This is a genomic window from Methylobacterium phyllostachyos (genome assembly GCF_900103445.1).
Taxonomy (GTDB): Bacteria; Pseudomonadota; Alphaproteobacteria; order Rhizobiales; family Beijerinckiaceae; genus Methylobacterium; species Methylobacterium phyllostachyos.
In genome coordinates, this window is sequence record NZ_FNHS01000006.1 from 322,179 (window position 1) to 342,943 (window position 20,765).

General features: G+C 67.3%; 25 protein-coding genes. 17 read left to right on the forward strand and 8 right to left on the reverse strand.

All coding sequences use genetic code 11. The features are described from left to right. The first annotated feature begins 88 nt into the window (after positions 1–88). The gene (locus BLQ49_RS12175) at positions 89–1,492 is read left to right on the forward strand and encodes a glycoside hydrolase family 27 protein (RefSeq protein WP_091716139.1); all 1,404 of its coding nucleotides are present in this window, start codon (positions 89–91) and stop codon (positions 1,490–1,492) included. On the opposite strand, the gene BLQ49_RS12180 is transcribed toward BLQ49_RS12175, so the two are convergent. Then, a complete protein-coding gene (locus tag BLQ49_RS12180) occupies positions 1,493–2,524 on the reverse strand; it encodes an acetyltransferase domain-containing protein (protein WP_091716141.1) in 1,032 nt (343 codons plus the stop codon). Between the two features lie 351 nt (positions 2,525–2,875). Here BLQ49_RS12180 and BLQ49_RS12185 point away from each other — a divergent pair, with 351 nt between their 5' ends. From BLQ49_RS12185 to BLQ49_RS12220, 8 genes are all read left to right on the forward strand, one after another. Then, positions 2,876–3,481 (forward strand): cold-shock protein, encoded by a 606-nt coding sequence (locus tag BLQ49_RS12185; protein WP_244507552.1) that lies wholly within the window; start codon positions 2,876–2,878, stop codon positions 3,479–3,481. Between the two features lie 133 nt (positions 3,482–3,614). Beyond that, the gene (locus tag BLQ49_RS12190) at positions 3,615–4,109 is read left to right on the forward strand and encodes a DUF192 domain-containing protein (RefSeq protein ID WP_208859045.1); all 495 of its coding nucleotides are present in this window, start codon (positions 3,615–3,617) and stop codon (positions 4,107–4,109) included. 119 nt (positions 4,110–4,228) lie between these two features. Continuing rightward, positions 4,229–4,633 carry a hypothetical protein gene (locus tag BLQ49_RS12195; protein WP_091716142.1) on the forward strand — a complete coding sequence of 135 codons (405 nt, stop codon included), beginning with the start codon at positions 4,229–4,231 and terminating at the stop codon, positions 4,631–4,633. A 257-nt stretch (positions 4,634–4,890) separates the two neighbouring features. Further along, the gene (locus BLQ49_RS12200) at positions 4,891–5,775 is read left to right on the forward strand and encodes a dienelactone hydrolase family protein (protein WP_091716144.1); all 885 of its coding nucleotides are present in this window, start codon (positions 4,891–4,893) and stop codon (positions 5,773–5,775) included. 199 nt (positions 5,776–5,974) lie between these two features. Beyond that, on the forward strand, positions 5,975–6,430 hold the full coding sequence (locus BLQ49_RS12205) for a response regulator (RefSeq protein ID WP_091716145.1): 456 nt from the start codon (positions 5,975–5,977) through the stop codon (positions 6,428–6,430). Between the two features lie 77 nt (positions 6,431–6,507). Then, positions 6,508–6,711 carry a hypothetical protein gene (locus tag BLQ49_RS12210; RefSeq protein ID WP_091716147.1) on the forward strand — a complete coding sequence of 68 codons (204 nt, stop codon included), beginning with the start codon at positions 6,508–6,510 and terminating at the stop codon, positions 6,709–6,711. Between the two features lie 317 nt (positions 6,712–7,028). Beyond that, positions 7,029–8,240, forward strand: coding sequence for an alpha/beta hydrolase family protein (locus BLQ49_RS12215; protein ID WP_091716149.1), 1,212 nt, complete (start codon positions 7,029–7,031; stop codon positions 8,238–8,240). Positions 8,241–8,313: 73 nt separating this feature from the next. After that, positions 8,314–8,514, forward strand: coding sequence for a hypothetical protein (locus BLQ49_RS12220; RefSeq protein ID WP_091716150.1), 201 nt, complete (start codon positions 8,314–8,316; stop codon positions 8,512–8,514). Between the two features lie 140 nt (positions 8,515–8,654). Here the strand turns inward: BLQ49_RS12220 and BLQ49_RS12225 are convergent, their stop codons facing one another. The 7 genes from BLQ49_RS12225 to BLQ49_RS12255 are packed head-to-tail and all read right to left on the reverse strand — an operon-like array spanning position 8,655 to position 14,146. Further along, positions 8,655–9,611, reverse strand: a complete 957-nt coding sequence (locus BLQ49_RS12225) for a YncE family protein (protein WP_091716152.1) — start codon at positions 9,609–9,611, stop codon at positions 8,655–8,657. Continuing rightward, positions 9,608–10,141: an SRPBCC family protein gene (locus BLQ49_RS12230; RefSeq protein ID WP_091716154.1), complete on the reverse strand. Its 534-nt coding sequence runs from the start codon at positions 10,139–10,141 to the stop codon at positions 9,608–9,610. The genes BLQ49_RS12225 and BLQ49_RS12230 overlap by 4 nt, the downstream gene beginning before the upstream one ends. A 21-nt stretch (positions 10,142–10,162) precedes the next feature. Next, positions 10,163–10,753, reverse strand: coding sequence for a DUF447 domain-containing protein (locus BLQ49_RS12235; protein ID WP_091716155.1), 591 nt, complete (start codon positions 10,751–10,753; stop codon positions 10,163–10,165). A 4-nt stretch (positions 10,754–10,757) separates the two neighbouring features. Further along, positions 10,758–12,320, reverse strand: a complete 1,563-nt coding sequence (locus tag BLQ49_RS12240) for a DUF6513 domain-containing protein (RefSeq protein WP_091716157.1) — start codon at positions 12,318–12,320, stop codon at positions 10,758–10,760. Continuing rightward, positions 12,317–12,892, reverse strand: a complete 576-nt coding sequence (locus tag BLQ49_RS12245) for an amino acid kinase family protein (RefSeq protein WP_091716158.1) — start codon at positions 12,890–12,892, stop codon at positions 12,317–12,319. The genes BLQ49_RS12240 and BLQ49_RS12245 overlap by 4 nt, the downstream gene beginning before the upstream one ends. After that, positions 12,889–13,590: a (5-formylfuran-3-yl)methyl phosphate synthase gene (locus BLQ49_RS12250; RefSeq protein ID WP_091716160.1), complete on the reverse strand. Its 702-nt coding sequence runs from the start codon at positions 13,588–13,590 to the stop codon at positions 12,889–12,891. The genes BLQ49_RS12245 and BLQ49_RS12250 overlap by 4 nt, the downstream gene beginning before the upstream one ends. Positions 13,591–13,618: 28 nt before the next feature. Beyond that, positions 13,619–14,146 (reverse strand): DUF3280 domain-containing protein, encoded by a 528-nt coding sequence (locus BLQ49_RS12255; protein WP_091716162.1) that lies wholly within the window; start codon positions 14,144–14,146, stop codon positions 13,619–13,621. A gap of 210 nt (positions 14,147–14,356) precedes the next feature. Here BLQ49_RS12255 and BLQ49_RS12260 point away from each other — a divergent pair, with 210 nt between their 5' ends. The 8 genes from BLQ49_RS12260 to BLQ49_RS12295 form a co-directional block, all read left to right on the forward strand. After that, a complete protein-coding gene (locus BLQ49_RS12260) occupies positions 14,357–15,592 on the forward strand; it encodes an ABC transporter substrate-binding protein (RefSeq protein WP_091716163.1) in 1,236 nt (411 codons plus the stop codon). A gap of 121 nt (positions 15,593–15,713) precedes the next feature. Then, positions 15,714–16,697 carry a YVTN family beta-propeller repeat protein gene (locus tag BLQ49_RS12265; protein ID WP_091716165.1) on the forward strand — a complete coding sequence of 328 codons (984 nt, stop codon included), beginning with the start codon at positions 15,714–15,716 and terminating at the stop codon, positions 16,695–16,697. A gap of 68 nt (positions 16,698–16,765) precedes the next feature. Continuing rightward, a complete protein-coding gene (locus BLQ49_RS12270) occupies positions 16,766–17,200 on the forward strand; it encodes a cupredoxin domain-containing protein (protein WP_091716166.1) in 435 nt (144 codons plus the stop codon). Then, complete coding sequence (locus BLQ49_RS12275; protein ID WP_091716168.1) at positions 17,200–17,442, forward strand: hypothetical protein; 243 nt, start codon at positions 17,200–17,202, stop codon at positions 17,440–17,442. The genes BLQ49_RS12270 and BLQ49_RS12275 overlap by 1 nt, the downstream gene beginning before the upstream one ends. After that, the gene (locus BLQ49_RS12280; protein WP_091716170.1) at positions 17,439–18,182 is read left to right on the forward strand and encodes an ABC transporter ATP-binding protein; all 744 of its coding nucleotides are present in this window, start codon (positions 17,439–17,441) and stop codon (positions 18,180–18,182) included. Before BLQ49_RS12275 ends, BLQ49_RS12280 begins: the two co-directional genes overlap by 4 nt. After that, complete coding sequence (locus BLQ49_RS12285) at positions 18,179–19,072, forward strand: ABC transporter permease (protein WP_091716172.1); 894 nt, start codon at positions 18,179–18,181, stop codon at positions 19,070–19,072. The genes BLQ49_RS12280 and BLQ49_RS12285 overlap by 4 nt, the downstream gene beginning before the upstream one ends. A 14-nt stretch (positions 19,073–19,086) precedes the next feature. Then, positions 19,087–19,725 carry a hypothetical protein gene (locus tag BLQ49_RS12290; protein ID WP_091716220.1) on the forward strand — a complete coding sequence of 213 codons (639 nt, stop codon included), beginning with the start codon at positions 19,087–19,089 and terminating at the stop codon, positions 19,723–19,725. A gap of 257 nt (positions 19,726–19,982) precedes the next feature. Continuing rightward, on the forward strand, positions 19,983–20,765 hold a 783-nt coding region (locus tag BLQ49_RS12295), incomplete at its 3' end, for a TonB-dependent receptor plug domain-containing protein (protein ID WP_143012248.1).

A 20,765-nucleotide genomic window follows, 5' to 3' on the forward strand; every position in this document is an offset into this window, starting at 1 on the left:
GCGACCCCCGCCAGGCGTTGGAAGCCGCGGCGGCCTGACGCAGTTTGCCCCCGCAAGGAAGAAGCATTCCAGCGGGGGAAACATGACTATGACGGCATCGAGTGTCCTCGACCGGCGGCGCCTGCTGCTCACCGGCGCTGCTTTGGCCGGAGGGGCCGCCCTGGGATCCGAACCCATCGCCGCACCGCGCGACACCGCGCCGGTCCCATCGGCTGCGGTCGCACAGCTCGCTCTGCGGCCGCCGATGGGGTGGAACAGCTGGAACAGCTTCGCCACCACCATCACCGAGGCGCAGGCGCTGGAGACCGCGCAAATCATGGCGGCGAAGCTGCTGCCGGCCGGCTACGACATCTTCACGGTCGATATCCAGTGGTACGAACCCAACGCATCGAGCTACGATTATAGCGCCACGCCCCAGCCGACCCTCGATGGATACGGTCGGCTGCTGCCCGCGCCCAATCGCTTCCCATCCAGCGCCGGCGGGGCGGGGTTTGCGCCGCTCGCGCAGCAGATTCACGACCTCGGGCTCAGGTTCGGCATCCACCTGATGCGCGGAATCCCAAGGCTGGCCGTCGAGAGGAACCTGCCGATCCTGGGCACGCCGTACCGGGCCGCCGACATCGCCGACCGGACCAACGGCTGCCACTGGAATCCCGACATGTGGGGCGTCGACATGGCGAAGCCCGGCGCCCAGGCCTATTACGACAGCGTCTTCAAGCTCTACGCGTCCTGGGGGCTCGACTTCATCAAGGTCGACGACATGAGCTACCCCTACGACCGGCACGCCGCCGAGATCGAGGCGATCCACGCGGCGATCCAGCGCTGCGGCCGGCCGATCATCCTCAGCCTGTCCCCCGGCGAGACGCCCCTGCTTCAGGGAGATCACGTGTCGCGCCACGCGCAGATGTGGCGGATCGCCGATGATTTCTGGGACGAGTGGCCGATGCTGGAGGCGCAGTTCGTCCGGCTGGAGAACTGGACGCCGTATCGCCGGCCCGGCGCCTGGCCGGACGCCGACATGCTGCCGCTCGGACGCCTCGCGCTCGGACAGCGCGACACCCGCTTCACCCCCGACGAACAACGCACGGTGATGACGCTCTGGTCGATCGCGCGCTCGCCGCTGATCATGGGCGGCGATCTGCGCCATCTCGACGACGCGACCTTGGCGCTACTCACGAACCGCGAGGTCCTCGCGGTCAACCAAGCCTCGACCGACAATCGCCCGCATGACGTCGCGTGGGGTCTGCGGATCTGGTCGGCGCGGGCGGAAGGGTCGGAGGACCGCTACGTCGCGCTGTTCCATCCGGGCGACAAGCTGAATCCGGATCGCAAGCCGCGCGAAGTGGGCATTCCCCTGGATCAGCTCGGGCTGACCGGGACGGTCAAGGTGCGGGATCTCTGGGCGGGTCGCGACCTCGGGACTGTCAGCAACGGGGTAGCGGCGACGCTGCCCGTCCATGGATCCGCGCTCTACCGCCTGACGCCGGCCTGATCACGGTTTTTGATCCGGCGTCGCCACGCCCGCCTGCGCCCGTTCCAGGACCCCGTAGCACGCCTGCGAGAGATCGTGGGCGCGCACCTGCTCGGCGACGGTGAAGGGCCGCCCATCCTCCCGGAACAGATCCTCCCGGAGCAGGGCCTCCGAGGTGCAGCGAGCCGCGATCCGGCAGAGTGGCGGCTCCCCGCCGGTGCGCGTGCAGATCTTCGTGTAATCGGCGCGGAACGCCCGCAGGCCGGCATGCGGGTCGGCGCCTGTCACGCTCACGACACCGGTGAGTACAGCCAGCAGCACAGGCTGATGGATCAGGTAGAAGGCGAGGCTGTGGCGTCCCAGGAAGGCGATGCCGCGGCCGGGGGCCGAGCGCGGGGTCCAGGCACCCAGACGTGAACCCGCCAGCGTCGGCAGCCCGATCCGGCCAAGGACGATCCCGGCGAGCACCAACCCGAACCACGGACACAGCGGCACGTAATCGTTGGTTTGCGGCGTTACCGCGCCGAGGCCCAGGAAGAGGAGCGCGGGCGCGTCGAGGAACGCCGCATGCACGAGATACGGCGCCGCCAGAACCAGCGCTGCCGCGAGCGCCGTTACGAGGACGGGCAGGAACAGGAAGGCGAGCCCCAGCACGCTCGACACGGCGATGCAGTGCAGGATGCCGAAGAACACGTAGGCATCCGGAAACGCCCACCACGTGCCGAGGGTCACTAAGAGGGCGCCGCCGCCGACGCGCGCGAGGCGCAGCAGGGTCGGCCGCGGCCGGATGCCCCGACCGTTCATGAGCACCAGCCCGACGCCGACGAGGATCAGGAAACTGCCGGCGATCAGCTCGGCGGCCATGTGCCCGGCACGGGTCGCGGCGTAGTTCTCGGCCGTCAGCCTGAGATATCCGAGATCCCAGACGGTGTGGAAGCTCGCCATCGCCACGAGGGCGATCGCCCGCGCCGCATCGATCACCGGAAGGCGATTCCGTTGGGCCTTAGCGGGCGGGGCGTACGGGCGCGGAGCGGCGGCTGTGTCGGAGGACATCACCCGCAACCCAAACCATGCCGGCCCACACGATGCCAAGGGCACCACGCCACGCGGCAAACCGCGAAGACGCGACGGTCGCGCCCTCTCGGAAACGTGAAACGCACCGGTGGTGGGCCGTGCGGAGCCCGGCGGTCACCACGAGTTCCACAATCCGCCCCTATGTTCCGGCGCTTAAAGGCCGATAGGCCCCCAGGCGGCGTCGGAACGACTGTTGCCGCCGCGCATACAGGCATCGAGATTGCAACTCGGCCAAGCTCGCTGACCGGCGAAACGGGCTTCCCGGGAGTCAGGACTTCGTTAATCTTGCCGGGAAAGTGCGCGGCGTGATTCAGGGTAGGTGTCTCGGCCATGTCTGACGAACGCGGATCCGGGCCGGACAACCCTGACGGGGAAGCCCGTGCTCGTACCCTTGAGGCTGGCCTGCGGGAGGACGAGGTTCTGGACCTCGTGGAGGTGGCCGGCCACATCAAGTGGTTCGACGTTTCCAAGGGGTTCGGATTCATCGTGCCGGACGATGGTGCGCCGGACATCCTGCTGCATGTGACCTGCCTGCGGCGGGACGGCTACCAGGCCGCCAGCGAAGGCGCGCGCATCGTCGTCGAGGCGGTGGAACGGCCGCGCGGATGGCAGGCCTTCCGGGTGATCTCGCTCGATCAGGCTACGGCCGTTCATCCCTCGGAGATGCCGCTGCCGCGCACACACGTGACTGTGACGCCAACGAGCGGGCTAGAGACCGCCGTGGTGAAATGGTTCAACCGGCTTCGGGGATTCGGCTTCCTGACCCGGGGCGACGGCACACCGGACATCTTCGTGCACATGGAGACGCTGCGCCGCTACGGAATCGCGGAGCTGAAGCCCGGCGACGCGGTTCTGGTCCGCTACGGCGACGGCTCGAAGGGCGTGATGGCCGCGGAGGTTCGGCTGATTGACGGGGCGCTTCCGGCTTCGCACTGACGGTCGATGCCGGCTGTCGGACCTTTCACCGGGCCGGGCCGCCGGGCACCTACGGATTCCCCCGGCGAACGTCCTCGCCTATGTCAGCGCTCGGCGGCACCGGCTGCGTATCATTCACGAGAGGCTTGAGCCTGTGAAAATTCTATCCTGCCTCGCGGCGGCCCTGGCCGTCGCCGGACTCGGCTTGGTTGCCGTCGGCCCGATTCCCTCCGCCCGTGCGCAGGCCCCCGCCAGCGCCGCCACCGCAAAGGCCGAGCTGCTCACGATCGTTACACAATCGGGGCCGAAGCGCTTCGACGTCGAGGTGATGCGCGACGATGCCAGCCGGTCCCGCGGGCTGATGTTCCGCAGGCACATGGCCGCCGATCACGGCATGCTATTCGATTTCGAGCGTGCCGAGCCTGTGACCATGTGGATGAAGAACACCTATCTCCCGCTCGACATGGTCTTCATCCGGCCGGACGGTACCATCAGCAGGATCGCGGCCGACACCGAGCCACTGTCCACCGCCATCATCCCCTCGGGCGGCCCCGTGCTCGCCGTGCTGGAACTCAATGCCGGGATCGCCGCCAAGCTCGGCATCCAGCCGGGTGACCGGGTCGAGCACGCGATGTTCCGCCACCGGTGACACGATCCTGCGAACAGTGAACGCATCGGGAACAAGCGGCTTGACCAACGCTCTGATCCGCGCCAGTGTTCCGGCAATGTTCCGGTGCTTCGGAACGCCGAGCCAGCGCGGAGAACACGATGAGCGACGTGGCCGAGGCCGAGCTGTTCGGCAACGATGATTGGTCAGTGCAGGCTGACGGGATCGAGCACCGCGACACCGGGTACTTCATAGCGCGCGCAGCACTCGCGACACGGCGGGCCGAGGGCCTTTGGGATTGGCCGCTGCAGATGGCCGAGAAGCGCTGGTGCCGCCCCAGCCTGTTCCGCGAGGCGTTTCTGGTCGCCTTGGACCGCTTCGGCATCCCCCGTGACGCGGAGCTGATCCGCTCCTTCGCGTTGGGCTACGGGATTCGGGCCGTGGTCTCTCCGGCCGCCGAAAGCTTCGTGACTCTGGCGGACATGCTGCAGCCGCGTGATGTATATGCCAGCGTTCGCCCGGCAGCCCGGCCCGCCGCCCGCCTCCTCAGCGCCGCTGGGGCTTGAGAGAGCCGGATCGTCGCGTTCCGGAGGCGAGCGAAGGTGCTGTCTCCTCGTCCTTCGATCCAACCCTGAAAGCCGTGCACTGACGCGCTCGCATCCCCGAACGGGCGTCCACTTCCGCAAGAGCGCTGTCGCCGCGGTTGAATCCCGGAAGAGCCAGCGAAGGAGGTCTTTGGCGGGTCCAAGCGCAATTCAACTATGGGAAGACGTCCGCACGCAAACGCGATACCCCTGGTGAGCGTAGCGAGGGAGTGACCCCCATGGCGGATCGGGACGGGACGGACGGTGCAGCAGGGCTCGATGGTCTGATCATACCTCCCCTGTCACGCCGCGGCTTCGTGATGACCAGCCTGATGAGCGGTCTGACCTTGGCGACGACCCGGGTCGAGGCGCAGGTCATCCATACCGATGCGGCCGGTATCGTCGCCGGCGAGGTGAAGATCCCCGCCGGCGATGGGCCGATGCCGGCCTACCGCGCGATGCCGGAGGGCGCAGGTCCGTTTCCGATCGTGCTGGTCGTCGAGGAGATCTTCGGCGTCCACGACTACATCAAGGACATCTGTCGTCGGCTCGCCAAGCTGGGCTACTGCGCCGTTGCCCCGGAGCTCTACGCACGGCAGGGGGACCTCTCGACCATGACGGACCCGAAGGCGATCATCCGGGACGTCATCGCGAAAACACCCGATGCGCAATGGATCGGCGACCTCGATGCCACCGCGGCCTGGGCCGCTTCCGCGGCGAAGGGCGATCCCCAGAGGCTCGCGGTGATGGGCTGGTGCCGTGGTGGACGGGACGTGTGGCTCTACGCAGCCCATCGCCGTGATTTGAGGGCGGCCGTCGCTTGGTACGGCCCCCTCGGCGGCGAGCGGACCGACATCCAGCTGCGCACGGCCGGCGATGTCGCCGCGGACATCAAGGCGCCCCTGCTCGCCCTGTACGGCGGCGCCGATACGGGCATCCCCGTCGCCTCGGTCGAGGAAGCACGGGACCGGGCAAAGGTGGCCGGCAGGGACGTCGAACTGGTGATCTACCCGGATGCGCCGCATGGTTTCCACGCGGATTACCGTCCGAGCTACCGACGCGAGGCCGCAGAAGATGGCTGGAACCGCGCGCTTGCCTTTCTGCAAGCGCATGGTGTCGGCTGAATTGATGTGCTGACGAACCTCACCGGGGTGTATCCAAGCGTTCCTGAGGGGCTGTGTTACTCAGGACACAACGGCAACCTCTCGATTATGCAAGGATCAAAGGAGGCCCTGTGCCTGCGCGGGTCCGGCCCACCGTCGCGATAAAGCGTTGAACCGATTGCGGCGGCCGCCGTTCAGCCCTTGTAGAGTGTCCCGGCCCATGAGCGATTCGGTGCAGACCGCCCAGAAGCCCGTGATCCTTGTCGTGGAGGACCAGCCCGACGAGCGATTTCTCGCGGCCACTTTGCTCGAGGATACGGGCTTCACCGTGATCGAGGCCGAAACGGCCGACCGCGCCCTCGCCATTCTGAACGACCGGGCCGACGAGGTCAGCGTCGTCTTCTCCGACGTGCGCACCCCCGGGCCGATCGGCGGATTCGAACTGGCCCGGATTATCGGAGTGACTTGGCCGAGGGTGCGGGTGCTGCTGACATCCGGCGATGCCGGCGACCAGCCGAGCGACCTAAGGGTTTCGGCCACTTTCATCCCGAAGCCCTGGCGTGCCGAGGATATCCTGGCCTGGGTCGAGCAGGCCGCGGGCCGTACATCCACCGCTGGCGGGCCGTCAATTATCGGCCCGGGGGGTACGATTATCAGTCCAGGCCTGGAAACTTGAAGCAGCTTCGTCGTTATACGCCACTCCTGCAGCGCGGCGCTCAGCCCCTCGCAGAACAGCGGACCCCAAGCGTTGCCATGAAGATCGTCTCTGCCAACTACGCCGATTCCCTGCGCCGCCCGGGAGAACGGGATACCGGTGAGGCGTCGATCGTGGATACGGTCCGCGAAGAACTGCTTAACTTCTTTGGCGAAGGCGACGATGTTCTACCGCGGGAACTCGCCATGCTGGCACAGAGGCTCGATTACACAGGCCCGGCGCTCGGCGATCGCGTGAGTTGAGCATTTCGCTTCCAGAATGGCCCAGTCGGAAGCCAGCCGACTGATCCGCATGGTTTCGGACATTACGACCCTTCGACGGGACCTGATAGAAGCGCTCTGCCACCCCGGTTCTGTCGGGTGTGGCACACGCTGAGAGGCACTGACGCACCTCAAGGCACCTTTCCGTTGAACCGGCATCGCTAATGTTGTCGGCCTGGCCGAGGTGAATGGGCATAACGGCTGCGGCAACGACAGGCACCGAGTCGCCAACGCTCGGGAATCTGCTATTCAGCGCTGTCCATTCTGCCGGTGCAGCGCGTTTCTCAATCGAGCCCTTCATGCGTCCCACCGTACTTCGCGAAGCGCTGACTGCGGTCGCGATCCTGATACTGGCCGGCTCTGTGTCGGCGCAGGCGGCGGCACCCCCGCCTCAGCCCGCCGAGGGACCGGGCAGCGTCGGGGATCGAAAAGCGACGGTGGTGAAACGGCTGATCGGGCGCGGTGCATCCGGCAGCTACGCGTTTTACACAGCGGGGAGCAGCCCCGAGGCAGGCCGGCCCGTCGTGGTGTTTCTTCACGGCTGGGGCATCGTGAATCCACAGAGCTATGGGGGGTGGATCGATCATCTGGCCCGCCAGGGCTGGCTCGTGATCATGCCGCGCTTTCAAGAGGTGAACCGGACCCGCCCCGCGGACGCGCCCGCGATCGCCGAGTCGCTCGTGAAGTCCACCCTGGCTGATCTCGCGTCGGACGCCGATGCCAAGCCCGATCTGGCCCGGGTGGCGCTGATCGGTCATCTGGCCGGTGCACCGCTCGCCATGGACTTGGCCGCAGATGCCAAGACACGGGATCTGCCTGTACCGAAGCTGATCTTCGCGGTGACGCCCGGCGGCATCGCCAGCGGGCCGAAATCGCGGGGTATCGTGCTCGCCGATCTCTCGGAGATCGACACATCAACGATGCTCGTCACCATGGTGGGTGACAAGGATACGCGCGCGGCCGACGCGGCAGCCCGCCGCCTGCTGCGCGAGGCGAGCGCAGTTCCGTTGGAGCGGAAGCTGTTCGTACGGGTCCTCTCGGATGATCATGGGTTTCCGGCGCTCACCGCGACGTTGGCATCAGCCGCTGGTGTCGATACCGCCTACGATGGCGGCGCCATCAAGCCGAGTCCTGAGCCGAAGGACGGTGCGAAGCCGCCGCCTTTCCGGTGGTCCGCCGATATGGCGCTCACGGGCGAGCAGCAGACGCTGGTGTCTCAGGTCAACCTCGCCCGGGTCGATGCGCTCGACTATCTCGGCTTCTGGAAGACCTTCGACCTTGCCGCCGCGGCGGCCTTTGCCGGTTCCGACGCCACATCGCTCAAGAATAACCCGCGGCTCGCCGATATGGAGCGCTGGAGCGACGGCTGGCCGGTGAAGCGGCTCGCGGTCGAGACGCCGCGCCCGGCGCCGGCCACGCCCCCCAAGCCTCCGGCTCAGGTCAAGACACCAGCGCAGGCCCGGACACCAGTGCCGGCCAAGTCTTCCGCGATGGGCTCCGGCGCACGATGATGGGGATGCCCCGGTAGCTTGGCCTTGGCGCGCGGCTTGCTAGGTTGATCCCGTTCGACACGGGAGCGAATCCATGCCCGAGTTCGTCGCCAGCCTGCTCGCCGCTGCTGCGTTCTGCGTAGCCCTGCTCATCTTGAATGCGCTGACACGGTTGCTGATCCAGGCCCATCTCGGTCCCCCAGATCTTGGCGAGACCGGTTTCCTGCAGCTCGGCGGCGCCCTGGTGGTCGCACGCGTGGCCTACCGGCGGGCGCCGCAACGCGAGACGCTCTGAGCCTGCGTCCGACCGTTCGCGCCGAAGCCGCCGATGCGAGCCCCTCAACCGTGCGCTTAATGGGTCATAACGGTTACAGCCACCCCAACGAATACATCGAGCGGCCGTGAAATCGTCGTCCGGCTCCGAGCGAGCGGCGATCAGCGCAGGAAGGCGCCGAAGGAGCGCGGTCCGTCGCCCGTCGGGATGGTCTTGATCACCTTCAGCGTGGCGGCATCGATTAGCGTGAGGGTATTGTCGCCCCAGTTGGCGACGCAGAGGCGACCATCCGCGTCGGCTCCGATCCCCTCGGGATGGTCGCCCACGTCGATGTCGGCGATCGGCTTCAGCGTAGCCAGGTCGAAGGCCGTGACGCTGCCCGCATATTGATCGGTGACAAAGCCTCGACCTTGGCTGAGGGCGATCACATAGGGGCGCCGGCCGGTCGATATCCGGCCGATCTCCCGTCCGGCCGCCAAGTCGATCACCGAGACGTCGTCGCTCGTCACGTTCGCCGTGTAGGCGCGTCCCGCGGCGGCATCGAGGGTGATGCCGAACGGATGCTGGCCTACCGGGATGACCTTGGTCTCGCGCCGCGCCGCCACCTCCACCACCGAGACGGTGTTGGCCTCGCGGTTGGCGACATAGAGCGTCGATCCGTCAGGCGCGACAGCGATCCCCGAGGGCGACGCGCCCACCGCGATCTCTCCATCCGGAACCAATGTGCCGTCCCGCTCGGTGAGCACGAACAGCCGGTGCCCGTACCAGTCGGCCACGTAGACCGTGCCGCCCCGTGGACCCGCCGCGATGCCGAGCGGCCCTCCGGGCAGCGCCACCTCCGACAGGACGCGGCCGGCATCGAGGTCGATCACCGCGATCCCGTGCCCCTCGGGCCGGGTAACGTAAGCGCGCTTTCGGTCCGCCGATAACGCGATGCCGGCTGGCGCCCCGTCCACGGGGATCCGGCGCACCACCTTGCCGGCAGCGAGATCGACCACTTCAACCGCACCGCCGAGTTGCGCGGTGACGATCGCCTCCCGCGCCGGCTCGGCGTGGGCCAAGCTCGCAATGAGGGTGAGGCCGGCGGCAAACGCCGTCCGGCCCCGAAACACGCTCACGAGCCCTTCTCGACCTTGGCCTTCAGATTCGCGAGGCTAGCCTTGATCCAGTCGCCGACACCCTTCTCGGAGGCCTCGTCGTTGAGCTCGGGCGGCGGATCATTGTTCATGTAGCCGCGGTAGAACGCCGCCTTCCACTCGACCTTCGACTTGCCGTCGCCCTCGGGCTCGACCGTGATCGTGGCCGAATAGTCGTTGGCCGGCAAGTCCTTCACATCGACCTTGTCGATGTAATACGAGAACATCTTGTCCTCAGGCTTGTATTTGTTGCTCGTCTCTGCGATCTGATCGCCGTTCTTCAGGGTTAGAACACGCTTGAACTTGTTCGGCGGATCACCGGTGACTTCGGTCTTGGTGACGTTCTGCATCCAGTCGGCGTTTTTCACGTCTCCGACCACGGCCCAGATCTTGTCAGCCGGCGCATTGATCTCGATCGACTCGGTGATTTTGCGCCGGGTTGGGCCGTGGGCCTGCGCGGTCGCAGCGACAAGCGCCGCGGTCGCCGCCAGGGCCAAAGTAATTTTCTTCATCTTGTCTCTCTCCTCCCGCGCTCAGCGGTCGTCGCGACCGAGGATCCGGGCCTCGGGGCCGAAGGCCGCCGCCACCTTGTCCTCGATCCAGCCCCAGGCCTCGCGCTCGCGGGGACCGGCGGTCTTGCCGATGGCGATGGCGAGGTAGGCCATCTCCGTCAACACCTTCTCGGGTTCCAGCATGTGGAGCCGCGTCGAAAGGATAGCGCCTTCGAGAACAGCTGCCTGCGCACGGTTGTAACCGATGAATGGCGCATGCGCGGCGCTATGGACCATGCGGCCGCGGAAGCGCGGGCGGGTCTCGTGGTTCTCGATCGCGGCCACCTCGAATTCAGCGTGGCCGAAACTGTCGGCAAGCCGTCGACCGGCGATCGCGGTACAGGGCGCAGTCGGCCAGTCGCGCCGGCCGGTCACTGCGCCCGCGATCACGCGGATGTCGCGGGGACTGGAGGCCGCGAATGCGGGGTTCGCCTCCAGGTTGGCAATGGTCGGCGACGGCCGGAAGGGCGCCAGCACGAAGCCATCCGCCTCATGGATCAGCCCGAAGGGTACGAGGTGCAGTTCGCCCGCGGGCGAAAGCGTCGTGACGATGGTTTCCAGGATCAGCGGCATCGGCTCACGCCCGGTCGGCCGGGACGAGCCGGCCGCAGACCAGCTTCGTCTTCGAATCCCGCGGACGCTCCGGCTCCGCCGCGGCGCGTACCACGTCCTCCGGAATCGTCTCAGGTGGTCGCGCATCGGCATCCGGCTTCGTCAAGCGTGCGTCCCAGGTTCCGGGCGGCGGCGCATCGGGACCGGAATGGCGGGTGTGGCCGGCCTTCTTGAAAGCGGTGGCGTCCTCGATTTCGGCGTCTGCGGCGCAGCCCCACACCAAGGGTTCGTCCTGCACGTAGCGCTTGCCCAGCCTCCAGGCCGTCTCGGCCTTGGCGAGTTCGGCCCCGAGGTAGAAGGCGTGGGCGCCATCGCTAGCCACGTCGAGCTCGGGGAAGAAAGCCATCGCGTCGGTGCCGACCCTGTGGATGTCGCGGTTGTAGACGTGAATCCCGTCCTCCGCGACAGCGATCCGGTAGTTCGCATCCCTGACCTCCGCGGCGGCCTGGGCGATCTCCTCGGAGGTCTGCACAAAGGGTCGCTTGTCGTGGAGGGCGAGCAGGGCCCGGCCGTAGCCCTTGGGTAGCGCTGCATCCGCCTTGGCGGCGTACATCACCCGCCGGGCCGCATCGTGCTCCTCGACGGTACGGCGTGTGTGGTTGGAGACCTGCACGATCAGCACATTCCCGATCGCGAGTTCCGAGCACATGCCCACCAGGAGTGCGGTAACGCCGAGCGAATCTGCTTCTGTCAGCTCCGTCAGGTTGCCGGTACCCATCATCATGGCGATATCCGGCCAGCGGGCCCGGGTGTCGTGGTAGCGGGCGATCGAATCGACGAAGCCGTGGTGGATCGGCTCCAGGATCGGGTCGGCGAGGAACGGCCGTCCGGCCTCGCGCATCCGCGCGATGGCGCGATCGAGGGAGGGCAGGTCGTCGGGGCGCGTCGGCACCAGCACCGGCACCGCCTCGGTCTCGAAGGCGAGGTCGAGGGTCTCCTCGTTGAGGCTCAGAAGGTAATCGGCCCCGGCCTCCGCACCCCGCGCCAGTTCCTCGCGCGAAAAGGAATCGACGCTGACCTTCAGGCCGGCGCCTTTCAAGGCCCGTACGGCGTCCTCGAGATGGGGGAAGGGCGTGTCCGGTAAGCCGCCGAGGTCGATGACGTCGGCGCCTCGGCGCGCGAGGTCACGCCCCTTCGCGAGGATCTCCCCGACGCTCATCTTCGAGGCGTCGACGATTTCGGAGAAGATCCTGAGGTCGTGGCGGGAGAGATCGACCTTCCGGGCAGTCAGCCCGAACCAGGCGGGCAGATCGACCACCTCGTCAGGTCCGCGCTCCACGGGTACACCGAAATGCGCAGCGAGGTGTTCGGGATCGGCGCGGCAGCGGCCGGGCAGGATCACCCGGGTCGCGCCCTCGGGCAATACGACGCGGCGCCGGATGATCTCCTCGGTCATCAACGCGGCAACCTTCACGCCGGCATCCACGATGCTCCAACGGAACTTTTCCGGGAGGCCTGCTGCCACCTTCTCCAGACGGGCCCTCGCGAGCCGGCCGGTGACGAAGACGATGTGCTCGGGCCCGCTCATGCTGCGTCCCTCGGCTCCACCGCGACCCGGGCACCCGGGCCCCAGATCTCGATACGGCCGCCATAGCGCGCCGCGAAGGTCGGGAAGGCGGCATCCACGAGCCCGAGGGCGGCGAGCGCAGCCGCGTCCTGCCCGGGTGGCGCATCGACGGATTTCACCAGCACGCATCTGTTCGCCGCGACCTGCACGGCGAGCCAGAGCGCGAGGCTGTCGGAGGTGACGTCCCAGGTCTCGGGAATGTCGGGGTGCCCGGCGCGCAGGGTGCGCGGATTCCAGATGCGTGCCGTGGCGGATGACGTGTCGGCCCAGGGTTCCAGGGTCTGAACGAGCCGGGGCTCGATCCCGCGGAAGATGCCGGCCGCGTCGCTCATCGCATCCAGCGCGCGGCGATGAGCCTCGGCGTCGCTGAAACCCTCCCGCGCCTGCGCGGCCCGTACCAGCGCCGCGAAGGTACCCCCGCCGGGGACGACGATGCAGCGTCCCGCGGCCCCGTCCGCGATCTCGGCCAGCAGGGCGCGCCGGCGGTGCGGATCCGCCTCAAGGCTTCCGCCGATCTTGATGACGACCGTCACGCCGCATCCCGCTGGTTCGGGCGCAGGGCGCGCAGAGCTTCGGCGATCCGCAGCGGATCGAGGCCGTTGCGTCGATCGAAGTCGCGGCACAGGCCGCCGCGGAAGCCGAGGTAATCCGGTCGGTGCTCGGCCAGGGGCGCGATGTCGATGACCCGGAGGGAACCCGCCAGGCCGCTCATCAGGCCGTGGGCGCGGCAGGCCTGCGTGAAGGCCGCGAGGTCCCTGGGCTCGATCAGATCGGGCAAGCGGGGCCCGCCTTTGCCGGCGGTGTCGATCATCGCGCCGGCAAAGCCCGCCTGCGCGAGAGCCGGCAACAGCCCGGCATCGGCCCCGTCCTCGGCGAACAGGACAGCGATCAGGCGTCCACCCGCGGCGGCCGCGAGCGCGGCGAAGGCAGCGGTATCGCGCCGGCGATCCGCGTCGAGGCCGGTCTTCACCCAATCGACGCCGGTGGCGGCCATAGCCGCCAAGGCAGCGGGCGCCGGGTCGGCCACCGCGCTTGTCACAGCTTCGCCGGCCACGCGGTCCACGATCTCCCGGACGCAGGCCGGATCAAGGGCGCCGAGCGCCCCGCGCTCGGGATCCTTCGCGTCGATCAGGTCGGCGCCCGCGAGCCGGGTCGCCTCCGCCTCGGCGGGATCGCGGACGCTGACGAGGAGGCGGGGCCGGGGGCGGATCGGAGGAGACGACGCGGGCACGGATGACTCAAGGATCTGACGGAACGCCTCAGGATTTCCCGGGCAGCGGCTCGGCGAGCAGGCGGTTCTTCACCACCCAGCGCATCGCGTGAGCCCAGGTATCGTCGGTGTCGGCCCGGATCGTGACCTGCCCGCCGCGCACCACCTTGCCGGTATCGGCTTCGGCGACGGTGACGTTCAGGTTGAAGATCTGGCCGGACCCCTTCTCCACATAACCCGTCACGACGAGGTCTGCACCCAGGCTCTTGCCGATGTCCGCCGCGCAACCGTTGCACTTGTAGAGCGGACCCTCCTTGGCCACGATGTCGGCCTTCGGTGCCGTATCGACGATCTCCAAGCCGGCCTGATCGTGCAGCGCCTTGCGCAGTTCATCGGTCACCAGCGTGAGTTTCTTCGTATCGGCCGGCCGTGCCCTCGCCCCGTAGGAGGCGCCGGGTTCGAACAGTTCCACGGGGAACACCGCCGCCTTCTCGGCAGCCAGAGCCGCGGCCGGCAGGACGCTTGCCAAAGCAACAAGGCCGCACGCGATCGCCGCAGGACAGGACAGTTGGCGCATGGGCGGGGCGATCCTCTCGACGATCCGGCCGCTCCGGGCGACCTCGGTCCGGCATAGGTCGGGCGGCGGGACACTTTGGCAATGTACTTCCCGATCGGCCTGATCCACGAGGAACCTCTACAGGGGTGGCCCGCAACGTCGGGAACGTGAACAGCCCCAGTGAATACCGCGATTGAGCGGTCGGGACGGAAACTGGTAGAGGCCGTGCCTATGCACAATCCTGCACCCGAGACAGTCTTCCCGCGGCCCGCACGGCGGGGCTGGCTGCGCGCGGGTCTCGTCTTGCTGGGACTGATACCGGTTGCCGCGCGGGCGCAGCAGCCGCCGCCGCAACCCATCGAAACGCATATTGGCTTGATCTGGCACCCGCAGCCGGCGCCTTCCTCCTACGACGCCGAGGCGGCGCCCGAGGATGAGGGCTTGGCCGGCGCCAAAATGGGGATCGCAGACAACAACACAACCGGGCGTTTTACCAAACAGACCTACGCCCTGGACGAGGTGGCGCTGACGGACGACAAGCCCGATCCGGTGGCTGCCGCCAGGGATCTGGTCGCCAAGGGCGTGCGCTACCTCATCCTGGCGCTGCCCGCCGACGCTGTGCTGGCGGTGTCGGACGCCGTAAAGGACACGGGCACGGTCGTCTTGAATGCCGGCGCCTCGGACGACCGGCTCCGGGGCGCCGATTGTCGGGCGAACGTCTTCCACATCCTGCCGTCCCGGGCGATGCTCACCGATGCGCTCGCGCAGTACCTCACGGTCATGCGCTGGCGGAAGCTCTTCCTGATCGTCGGCCCGACCGACGCCGACAAGGCCTACGCCGAGGCGGTGCGCAACTCCGCTCGGAAATTCGCCCTCAAGATCACGGCCGAAAAGCCCTGGACCTTCGGACCCCTCGCCAAGGCGCGCGGCGACACCCCGACCCGGGCGGAGGCCATGGTGTTCACCAGGGGGCTCGACTACGACATGGCGATCGTGGCCGACGAGGAGGGGGATTGGGGCGACTACGTCCCCTACCGCACGGTCGATCCGCGTCCGGTGGGCGGCACGCAGGCCCTGACCCCGACCACGTGGTCACCGGTTCTGGAAACCTGGGGTGCCGCGCAGGCGCAGAACCGATTTCGCCGCCTCTCCGGTCGGCTGATGCGTCCCTTGGACTACCAGGTCTGGGCCGCGGTGCGGACGGTGGGCGAGGCGGTCACCGCGAAGAAGACCAACGACCCGGCGGTCATCGCGCCGTATCTGGTCGAGCCGGCCTTCACCCTGCCGGCCTACAAGGGCGTGCCGCTGAGCTTCCGACCCTGGGATCACCAACTGCGGCAGGCCATCATCGTCGTGCAGCCCAAGGCCCTGGTCTCGGTGGCACCGGAGCAGGGCTTCCTGCATCAGCGCACGCCGCTCGACACGCTCGGGGTGGATCTTCCCGAAACCACCTGCAAGTTCAAGTGAATGGCCCGCCTGCGGCGTTGACGAGCGGTCCAAACCCTCGCACCACGCGGATCTCGCACTACTATCCAGGCCCGAGAATGTCCCCCGGGGACGCCGGGACGTCGCAAGGGAAGGGAATGGCATGAGCCGCCGCGTCGAGGCAGGTCTGAGCGTAATCGCCCTCGGTGCATGGTTCGCCCTATGCGGGCCAGCCGCCGCCTTCACGGCCTACGTCACCAACGAGAAGGGCAACTCGGTCAGCGTGATCGACACCACCACCATGGCGGTAACCGCCACATGGAAGGTGGGAAGGCGGCCCCGGGGCGTGACGCTCTCCAAGGACGGCAAGGAGCTGTTCGTCTGCGCCAGCGACGACGACCGGATCGACGTGCTCGATACAAGCTCCGGCAAGGTCGTGCGGTCCCTGCGCTCCGGACCGGACCCGGAGCAGTTCATCCTCGCGGCCTCCGGCAACCCGCTCTACGTCGCCAACGAGGACGACAGCCAGGTCACCATCATCGACATCGAGAAGAACAAGGTGCTGGCCGAGGTGCCGGTCGGCGTCGAGCCGGAGGGGATGGGCCTGTCGCCGGACGGCTCGATTCTGGTGAACACCTCCGAGACGACCAACATGGCTCACTTCATCGACACCAAGACCTTCCAGGTCATCGACAACGTGCTGGTGGATGCGCGGCCGCGCTTCGCGGAATTCACGGCCGATGGCAAGTTCCTCTGGGTCTCCGCGGAGGTCGGCGGCACGGTGAGCGTGATCGACGTGGCTCAGCGCCGCGTCATCAAGAAGATAACCTTCAAGATCCCGAGCGTGAACGACGAGGCAATCCAGCCCGTGGGCATCCGGATCACCAAGGACGGGACCAAGGCCTTCGTGGCGCTCGGCCCGGCCAACCGCGTCGCCGTCGTCGATGCCAAGACCTACGAGGTCGAGAAATACCTGCCGGTGGGCCAGCGCGTCTGGCAGCTCGCCTTCACGCCGGACCAGAAGCAGCTCTTCACGACCAACGGCACGTCGAACGACGTTTCGGTGATCGATGTGGCGTCCGAGAAGGTGGTCAAGAGCATCCCGGTCGGCCTGCTGCCCTGGGGCGTGGCGATCTCGCCGAACTGATCGGGGACAGCCTCGGCACTCGAAGCGAACAGGACGCCGGACACGGCGGCCCAAAGGTGGGAAACGCGATGACGCGCATGTTTCGAACGGCGGCTCTCGCCCTGGCGGGGCTGCTCACGGCCGGTCCGGCTTTGGCCCTGGACCTGACCAAGAAGCGGGAAAATCTGCCGGATCTCGTGCTTGGCGACGATCAAGGCAATGATTTCATCGTCGAGAACAAGGACATCACCCTCGAATCCGGCAAAGCTTACCGGCTGCGCATCGTCGCGAAGGGACATCAGGAATACAAATTCTATGCGCCGGAGTTTTTCCGGTACATCTGGTTCAACCAGATCGTGATCGAGCACAAGGAAATCCATGGCGGCGGACCGCCCGATCACTTGGAATTCGACGATCCCGGCGAGATCGCGATCGAGTTCGTGGCGATCAAACCTGGCACCTACAGCTGGGCGGCGCGCGGCCTGGAGGCGAAGGGCATGACCGGTACGCTGACGGTGAAGTGATGCGCGCTTTACTCCTCGCCTTGAGCCTGATTGCCGCCGGGCCAGCCTTCGCCGCCGACGATGCCTCCTCCTGCGCCGAGGGCATCACGATGATCCGCGACGCCCTGGCGCTGAATCCGGCGGAATCCGCGTTGCCCAAGCTCAAGAAGGCTCTGCGCGTCGCCGAGCGGGAGCAGAAAGAGGGCGAGTTCGACGAGTGCCTCGATGCGGTCGGCGATGCCCGGAAGGCGTTGGGCCAATGAGTGCCGATGCCGCACTCCGTGTCGAGCATGTCGGCCATCGGTTCGGCGCCCGGGCTGCCCTCGACGACGTGTCGCTCGACGTGGGACGCGGACGCTTCGCGGCGCTGCTCGGGCCGAACGGCGCCGGCAAGACCACGCTGTTTTCGGTGGTCACCCGACTCTACAACAACCAGACCGGGCGGGTCTCGATCTTCGGGCACGCCCTGGACCGCGAGCCCTCCCGGGCTCTGGCTCGCCTCGGCGTGGTGTTCCAGGCTCGCACGCTGGATACCGACCTCACCGTCGAGCAGAACCTGCTCTACCATGCGAGCCTGCACGGCATCGCTCGGGGTGCCGGAAAGGCCCGGGTCGGGCTGCTCCTCGATCGGGTGGGACTCTCAGACCGACGTCACGACAAGGTGCGGACGCTCTCGGGTGGCCAGTCGCGGCGGATCGAGATCGCCCGGTCGCTGATCCATCGCCCGGACCTACTCCTGCTCGATGAGCCAACCGTCGGCCTCGATCTGGAATCGCGCGCCGATATCGTGGCGATCGTGCGTGCGCTGGTACGGGAGGAGGGCCTGTCGGTCCTGTGGGCGACCCATATCTTCGAGGAGATCGCACCGGAGGACGATGCCATCGTCCTGCACCGGGGCCGGATCGTCGCCCGGGGCTGCGCGGGCGATATCGGCGCGCCCGGAGAGGCGCTCGCCGACGCGTTCCGCCGCATCGTGGCCGAACCGGGGAGGGCGGCAGCATGAGCGCGCCGACGCACGTTTCCACGGTGGCTCCGGCCGCACCCACGCGAACGGAATCGACGCGGATCGGCCGTCTCGACACGGTAGGCTACCTGATCTGCCTCGGCGGGATCGTCCGTCGGGAATTGCTGCGCTTTTTCAATCAGAAGGAGCGGTTCTTCTCGGCGTTGGTCCGGCCGCTCGTCTGGCTTTTCATTTTCGCGGCGGGGTTCCGCAACACGCTCGGCGTTTCCATCGAACCCCCCTACCAGACCTACGTGCTGTACGAGGTCTACGTGGTGCCTGGTCTGGCGGTGATGATCCAGCTGTTCAACGGCATGCAATCGTCGCTCTCGATGGTCTACGACCGCGAAGTCGGCTCCATGAAGGTGCTCCTGACGTCACCATATCCGCGCTGGCTGCTGTTGTTGGCCAAGCTGATCGCGGGCGTATCCGTCTCGGTCGTGCAGGCTTACGCGTTCCTGGCGGTGGCCTATTTCTGGGAAACCGACATCCCCCCGCTCGGCTACCTGACGGCGCTTCCGGCCTTTCTGGCCTCGGGTCTGATGCTCGGGGCGATCGGGCTGTTCCTGTCGTCGCTGGTGCGTCAGCTCGAGAACTTCGCCAGCGTGATGAACTTCGTGATCTTCCCGATGTTCTTCGCCTCCTCGGCTCTCTACCCCCTGTGGCGGATCCGGGAATCCTCCGAGACGCTGTACTGGATCTGTGAGCTGAACCCGTTCAGCCACGCGGTTCAGCTCGTCCGCTACGCCCTCTACGTCCAGTTCGAGCCGGTCGCCTGTGCCGTGGTGGTGGGCGTGACGCTCGCCTTCTTCGGCATGGCGGTCGTCGCCTATGACCCCGGCCGTGGCATCATGGCCCGGCGCGGCGGCCCGGCCGGCGAGACGCCTTGATGGAGCCCGTTTCGATGAACCGTATCGCCCGCTGCCTCCTGGGCACCGCCCTTGGGCTGACCCTTCTGGCCGGACCGGCCCTGGCGCAGCCGAAAGCCGATCCGGATTGGCCTTGCGTCCAGCGCAAGATCGCGACTTTGAGCCCAGGGCAGTTCTGGACTGGGCCAGACATCGCGGCCGCTGGCGATTGGGGCAGCGACAACGCCGCCGCGGTCCTGGCCCAGAAGATTGCCTCCCGGCGCACCGAGCTCACGCAGGTCGGCCCGCTACTGGACACCTTCGCCGCCACCTTCGGCACCGACAAGGAGGCCAAGGACAAGGCCCTCACGCGTGTCTACGCGGGCGTGTTCGAGGTGATCAACGGCGAGCGCGACAAGGTTGTTGGCGGCATCGCGCGCTACGCCCAGGGTCAGCGCCGCATGGCGGAGCGGATCCGCGACGAGGCCGACAAGGTCAGCCAGACCAAGGACGCGCCGAGCGCGACGGACGCGACCGAACTGCCCAAGGATCAGACCGATCTCGAGGCCAAGTTCGCCTGGGATCGCCGAATTTTCCAGGAACGGAGCCAGTCGCTGACCTATGTCTGCGAGGTGCCGCAACTGCTGGAGCAGCGGCTCGGCGAAGTCGCGCGGATGATTCAGGCCAAGCTGTGAGCATAACGGGAGGCGCCGGCGGGTCTTGCCGAATCCTCCCGTAAAGCTTTGCCAAATCATCCGCAAGTCGTTGATCTGGTTGATAAAACTGTTGCGACCAAACCACGTTATCAAGTCATCGTGTGTTCAGGGCTCGAAAGAGGTCCGAAAAGCAGCGCCTGCGTTGCGCACGCGATTGTGAACCGAAACGCGACCCGCCAAGAGAAACCGTAAGTCTGGGACAACCGGACGTTGGGTCTCAAGGTAGGGGAACGGACATGTCACGTCGGGGACGTCAGAGCGGGTTGCTCGCGTCTGCTTCGGTGCTGATCTTATCGACAGTACCGACGCATGTGCGGGCACAGCAGGCAGTAACGTTGGGTGAGATCAGCGTCGTCTCGACCTCGCCGGTCGGTGCCGGCGGCGGCAATTCCAGCGGCGCCCTCAACCTCGATCAAGCCGCACAGATCGCCCCCACCGTCCCGCTCGCTCCCGGCAGCGTGCGCCTGCGCGGCTCCGAGCAGCCCCTCAACAAGATCCCCAGCACCGTCGAGACCGTCACGCCGCGCCAGATCGCCATCGACCGCGGCACCGACAACATCATCGCAACCTTCGCCCGCTCGACCCCCGGCGTGAACGTCAACGACTCGCAGGGCAACGGCAACCGCGTCGATCTGAACTACCGCGGCTTCACCGCCTCCCCCGTCCAGGGCGTGCCTCAGGGACTGGCCGTCTACCAGAACGGCATCCGCATCAACGAGGCCTTCGGCGACGTCGTCAACTTCGACCTGATCCCGCCGCAGGCCATCCAGCGCATCGACGTGGTCACCGGCAACCCCGTCTTCGGCCTCAACGCCATCGGCGGCGCGGTCAACATCCAGATGAAGAACGGCTTCACCTGGCAGGGCACCGAGATCTCGGCCTGGGGCGGCTCGGACGGCCGCACCGCCGGCTACCTCGAATACGGCAAGGTGGCGGACAACTGGAGCTTCTACTTCACCGGCGACGGGCTGAACGACCGCGGCTGGCGCTACGAGAACCCGAGCACGATCGGCCGGCTA

Bases quoted from the DNA above. Each gene is read 5' to 3' on its own strand.
- BLQ49_RS12175 (WP_091716139.1), top strand. From the start codon at position 89: ATGACGGCATCGAGTGTCCTCGACCGGCGGCGCCTGCTGCTCACCGGC.
- BLQ49_RS12180 (WP_091716141.1), bottom strand. From the start codon at position 2,524: ATGTCCTCCGACACAGCCGCCGCTCCGCGCCCGTACGCCCCGCCCGCT.
- BLQ49_RS12185 (WP_244507552.1), top strand. From the start codon at position 2,876: ATGTCTGACGAACGCGGATCCGGGCCGGACAACCCTGACGGGGAAGCC.
- BLQ49_RS12195 (WP_091716142.1), top strand. From the start codon at position 4,229: ATGAGCGACGTGGCCGAGGCCGAGCTGTTCGGCAACGATGATTGGTCA.
- BLQ49_RS12200 (WP_091716144.1), top strand. From the start codon at position 4,891: ATGGCGGATCGGGACGGGACGGACGGTGCAGCAGGGCTCGATGGTCTG.
- BLQ49_RS12205 (WP_091716145.1), top strand. From the start codon at position 5,975: ATGAGCGATTCGGTGCAGACCGCCCAGAAGCCCGTGATCCTTGTCGTG.
- BLQ49_RS12210 (WP_091716147.1), top strand. From the start codon at position 6,508: ATGAAGATCGTCTCTGCCAACTACGCCGATTCCCTGCGCCGCCCGGGA.
- BLQ49_RS12215 (WP_091716149.1), top strand. From the start codon at position 7,029: ATGCGTCCCACCGTACTTCGCGAAGCGCTGACTGCGGTCGCGATCCTG.
- BLQ49_RS12220 (WP_091716150.1), top strand. From the start codon at position 8,314: ATGCCCGAGTTCGTCGCCAGCCTGCTCGCCGCTGCTGCGTTCTGCGTA.
- BLQ49_RS12230 (WP_091716154.1), bottom strand. From the start codon at position 10,141: ATGAAGAAAATTACTTTGGCCCTGGCGGCGACCGCGGCGCTTGTCGCT.
- BLQ49_RS12235 (WP_091716155.1), bottom strand. From the start codon at position 10,753: ATGCCGCTGATCCTGGAAACCATCGTCACGACGCTTTCGCCCGCGGGC.
- BLQ49_RS12240 (WP_091716157.1), bottom strand. From the start codon at position 12,320: ATGAGCGGGCCCGAGCACATCGTCTTCGTCACCGGCCGGCTCGCGAGG.
- BLQ49_RS12255 (WP_091716162.1), bottom strand. From the start codon at position 14,146: ATGCGCCAACTGTCCTGTCCTGCGGCGATCGCGTGCGGCCTTGTTGCT.
- BLQ49_RS12260 (WP_091716163.1), top strand. From the start codon at position 14,357: ATGCACAATCCTGCACCCGAGACAGTCTTCCCGCGGCCCGCACGGCGG.
- BLQ49_RS12265 (WP_091716165.1), top strand. From the start codon at position 15,714: ATGAGCCGCCGCGTCGAGGCAGGTCTGAGCGTAATCGCCCTCGGTGCA.
- BLQ49_RS12270 (WP_091716166.1), top strand. From the start codon at position 16,766: ATGACGCGCATGTTTCGAACGGCGGCTCTCGCCCTGGCGGGGCTGCTC.
- BLQ49_RS12275 (WP_091716168.1), top strand. From the start codon at position 17,200: ATGCGCGCTTTACTCCTCGCCTTGAGCCTGATTGCCGCCGGGCCAGCC.
- BLQ49_RS12280 (WP_091716170.1), top strand. From the start codon at position 17,439: ATGAGTGCCGATGCCGCACTCCGTGTCGAGCATGTCGGCCATCGGTTC.
- BLQ49_RS12285 (WP_091716172.1), top strand. From the start codon at position 18,179: ATGAGCGCGCCGACGCACGTTTCCACGGTGGCTCCGGCCGCACCCACG.
- BLQ49_RS12290 (WP_091716220.1), top strand. From the start codon at position 19,087: ATGAACCGTATCGCCCGCTGCCTCCTGGGCACCGCCCTTGGGCTGACC.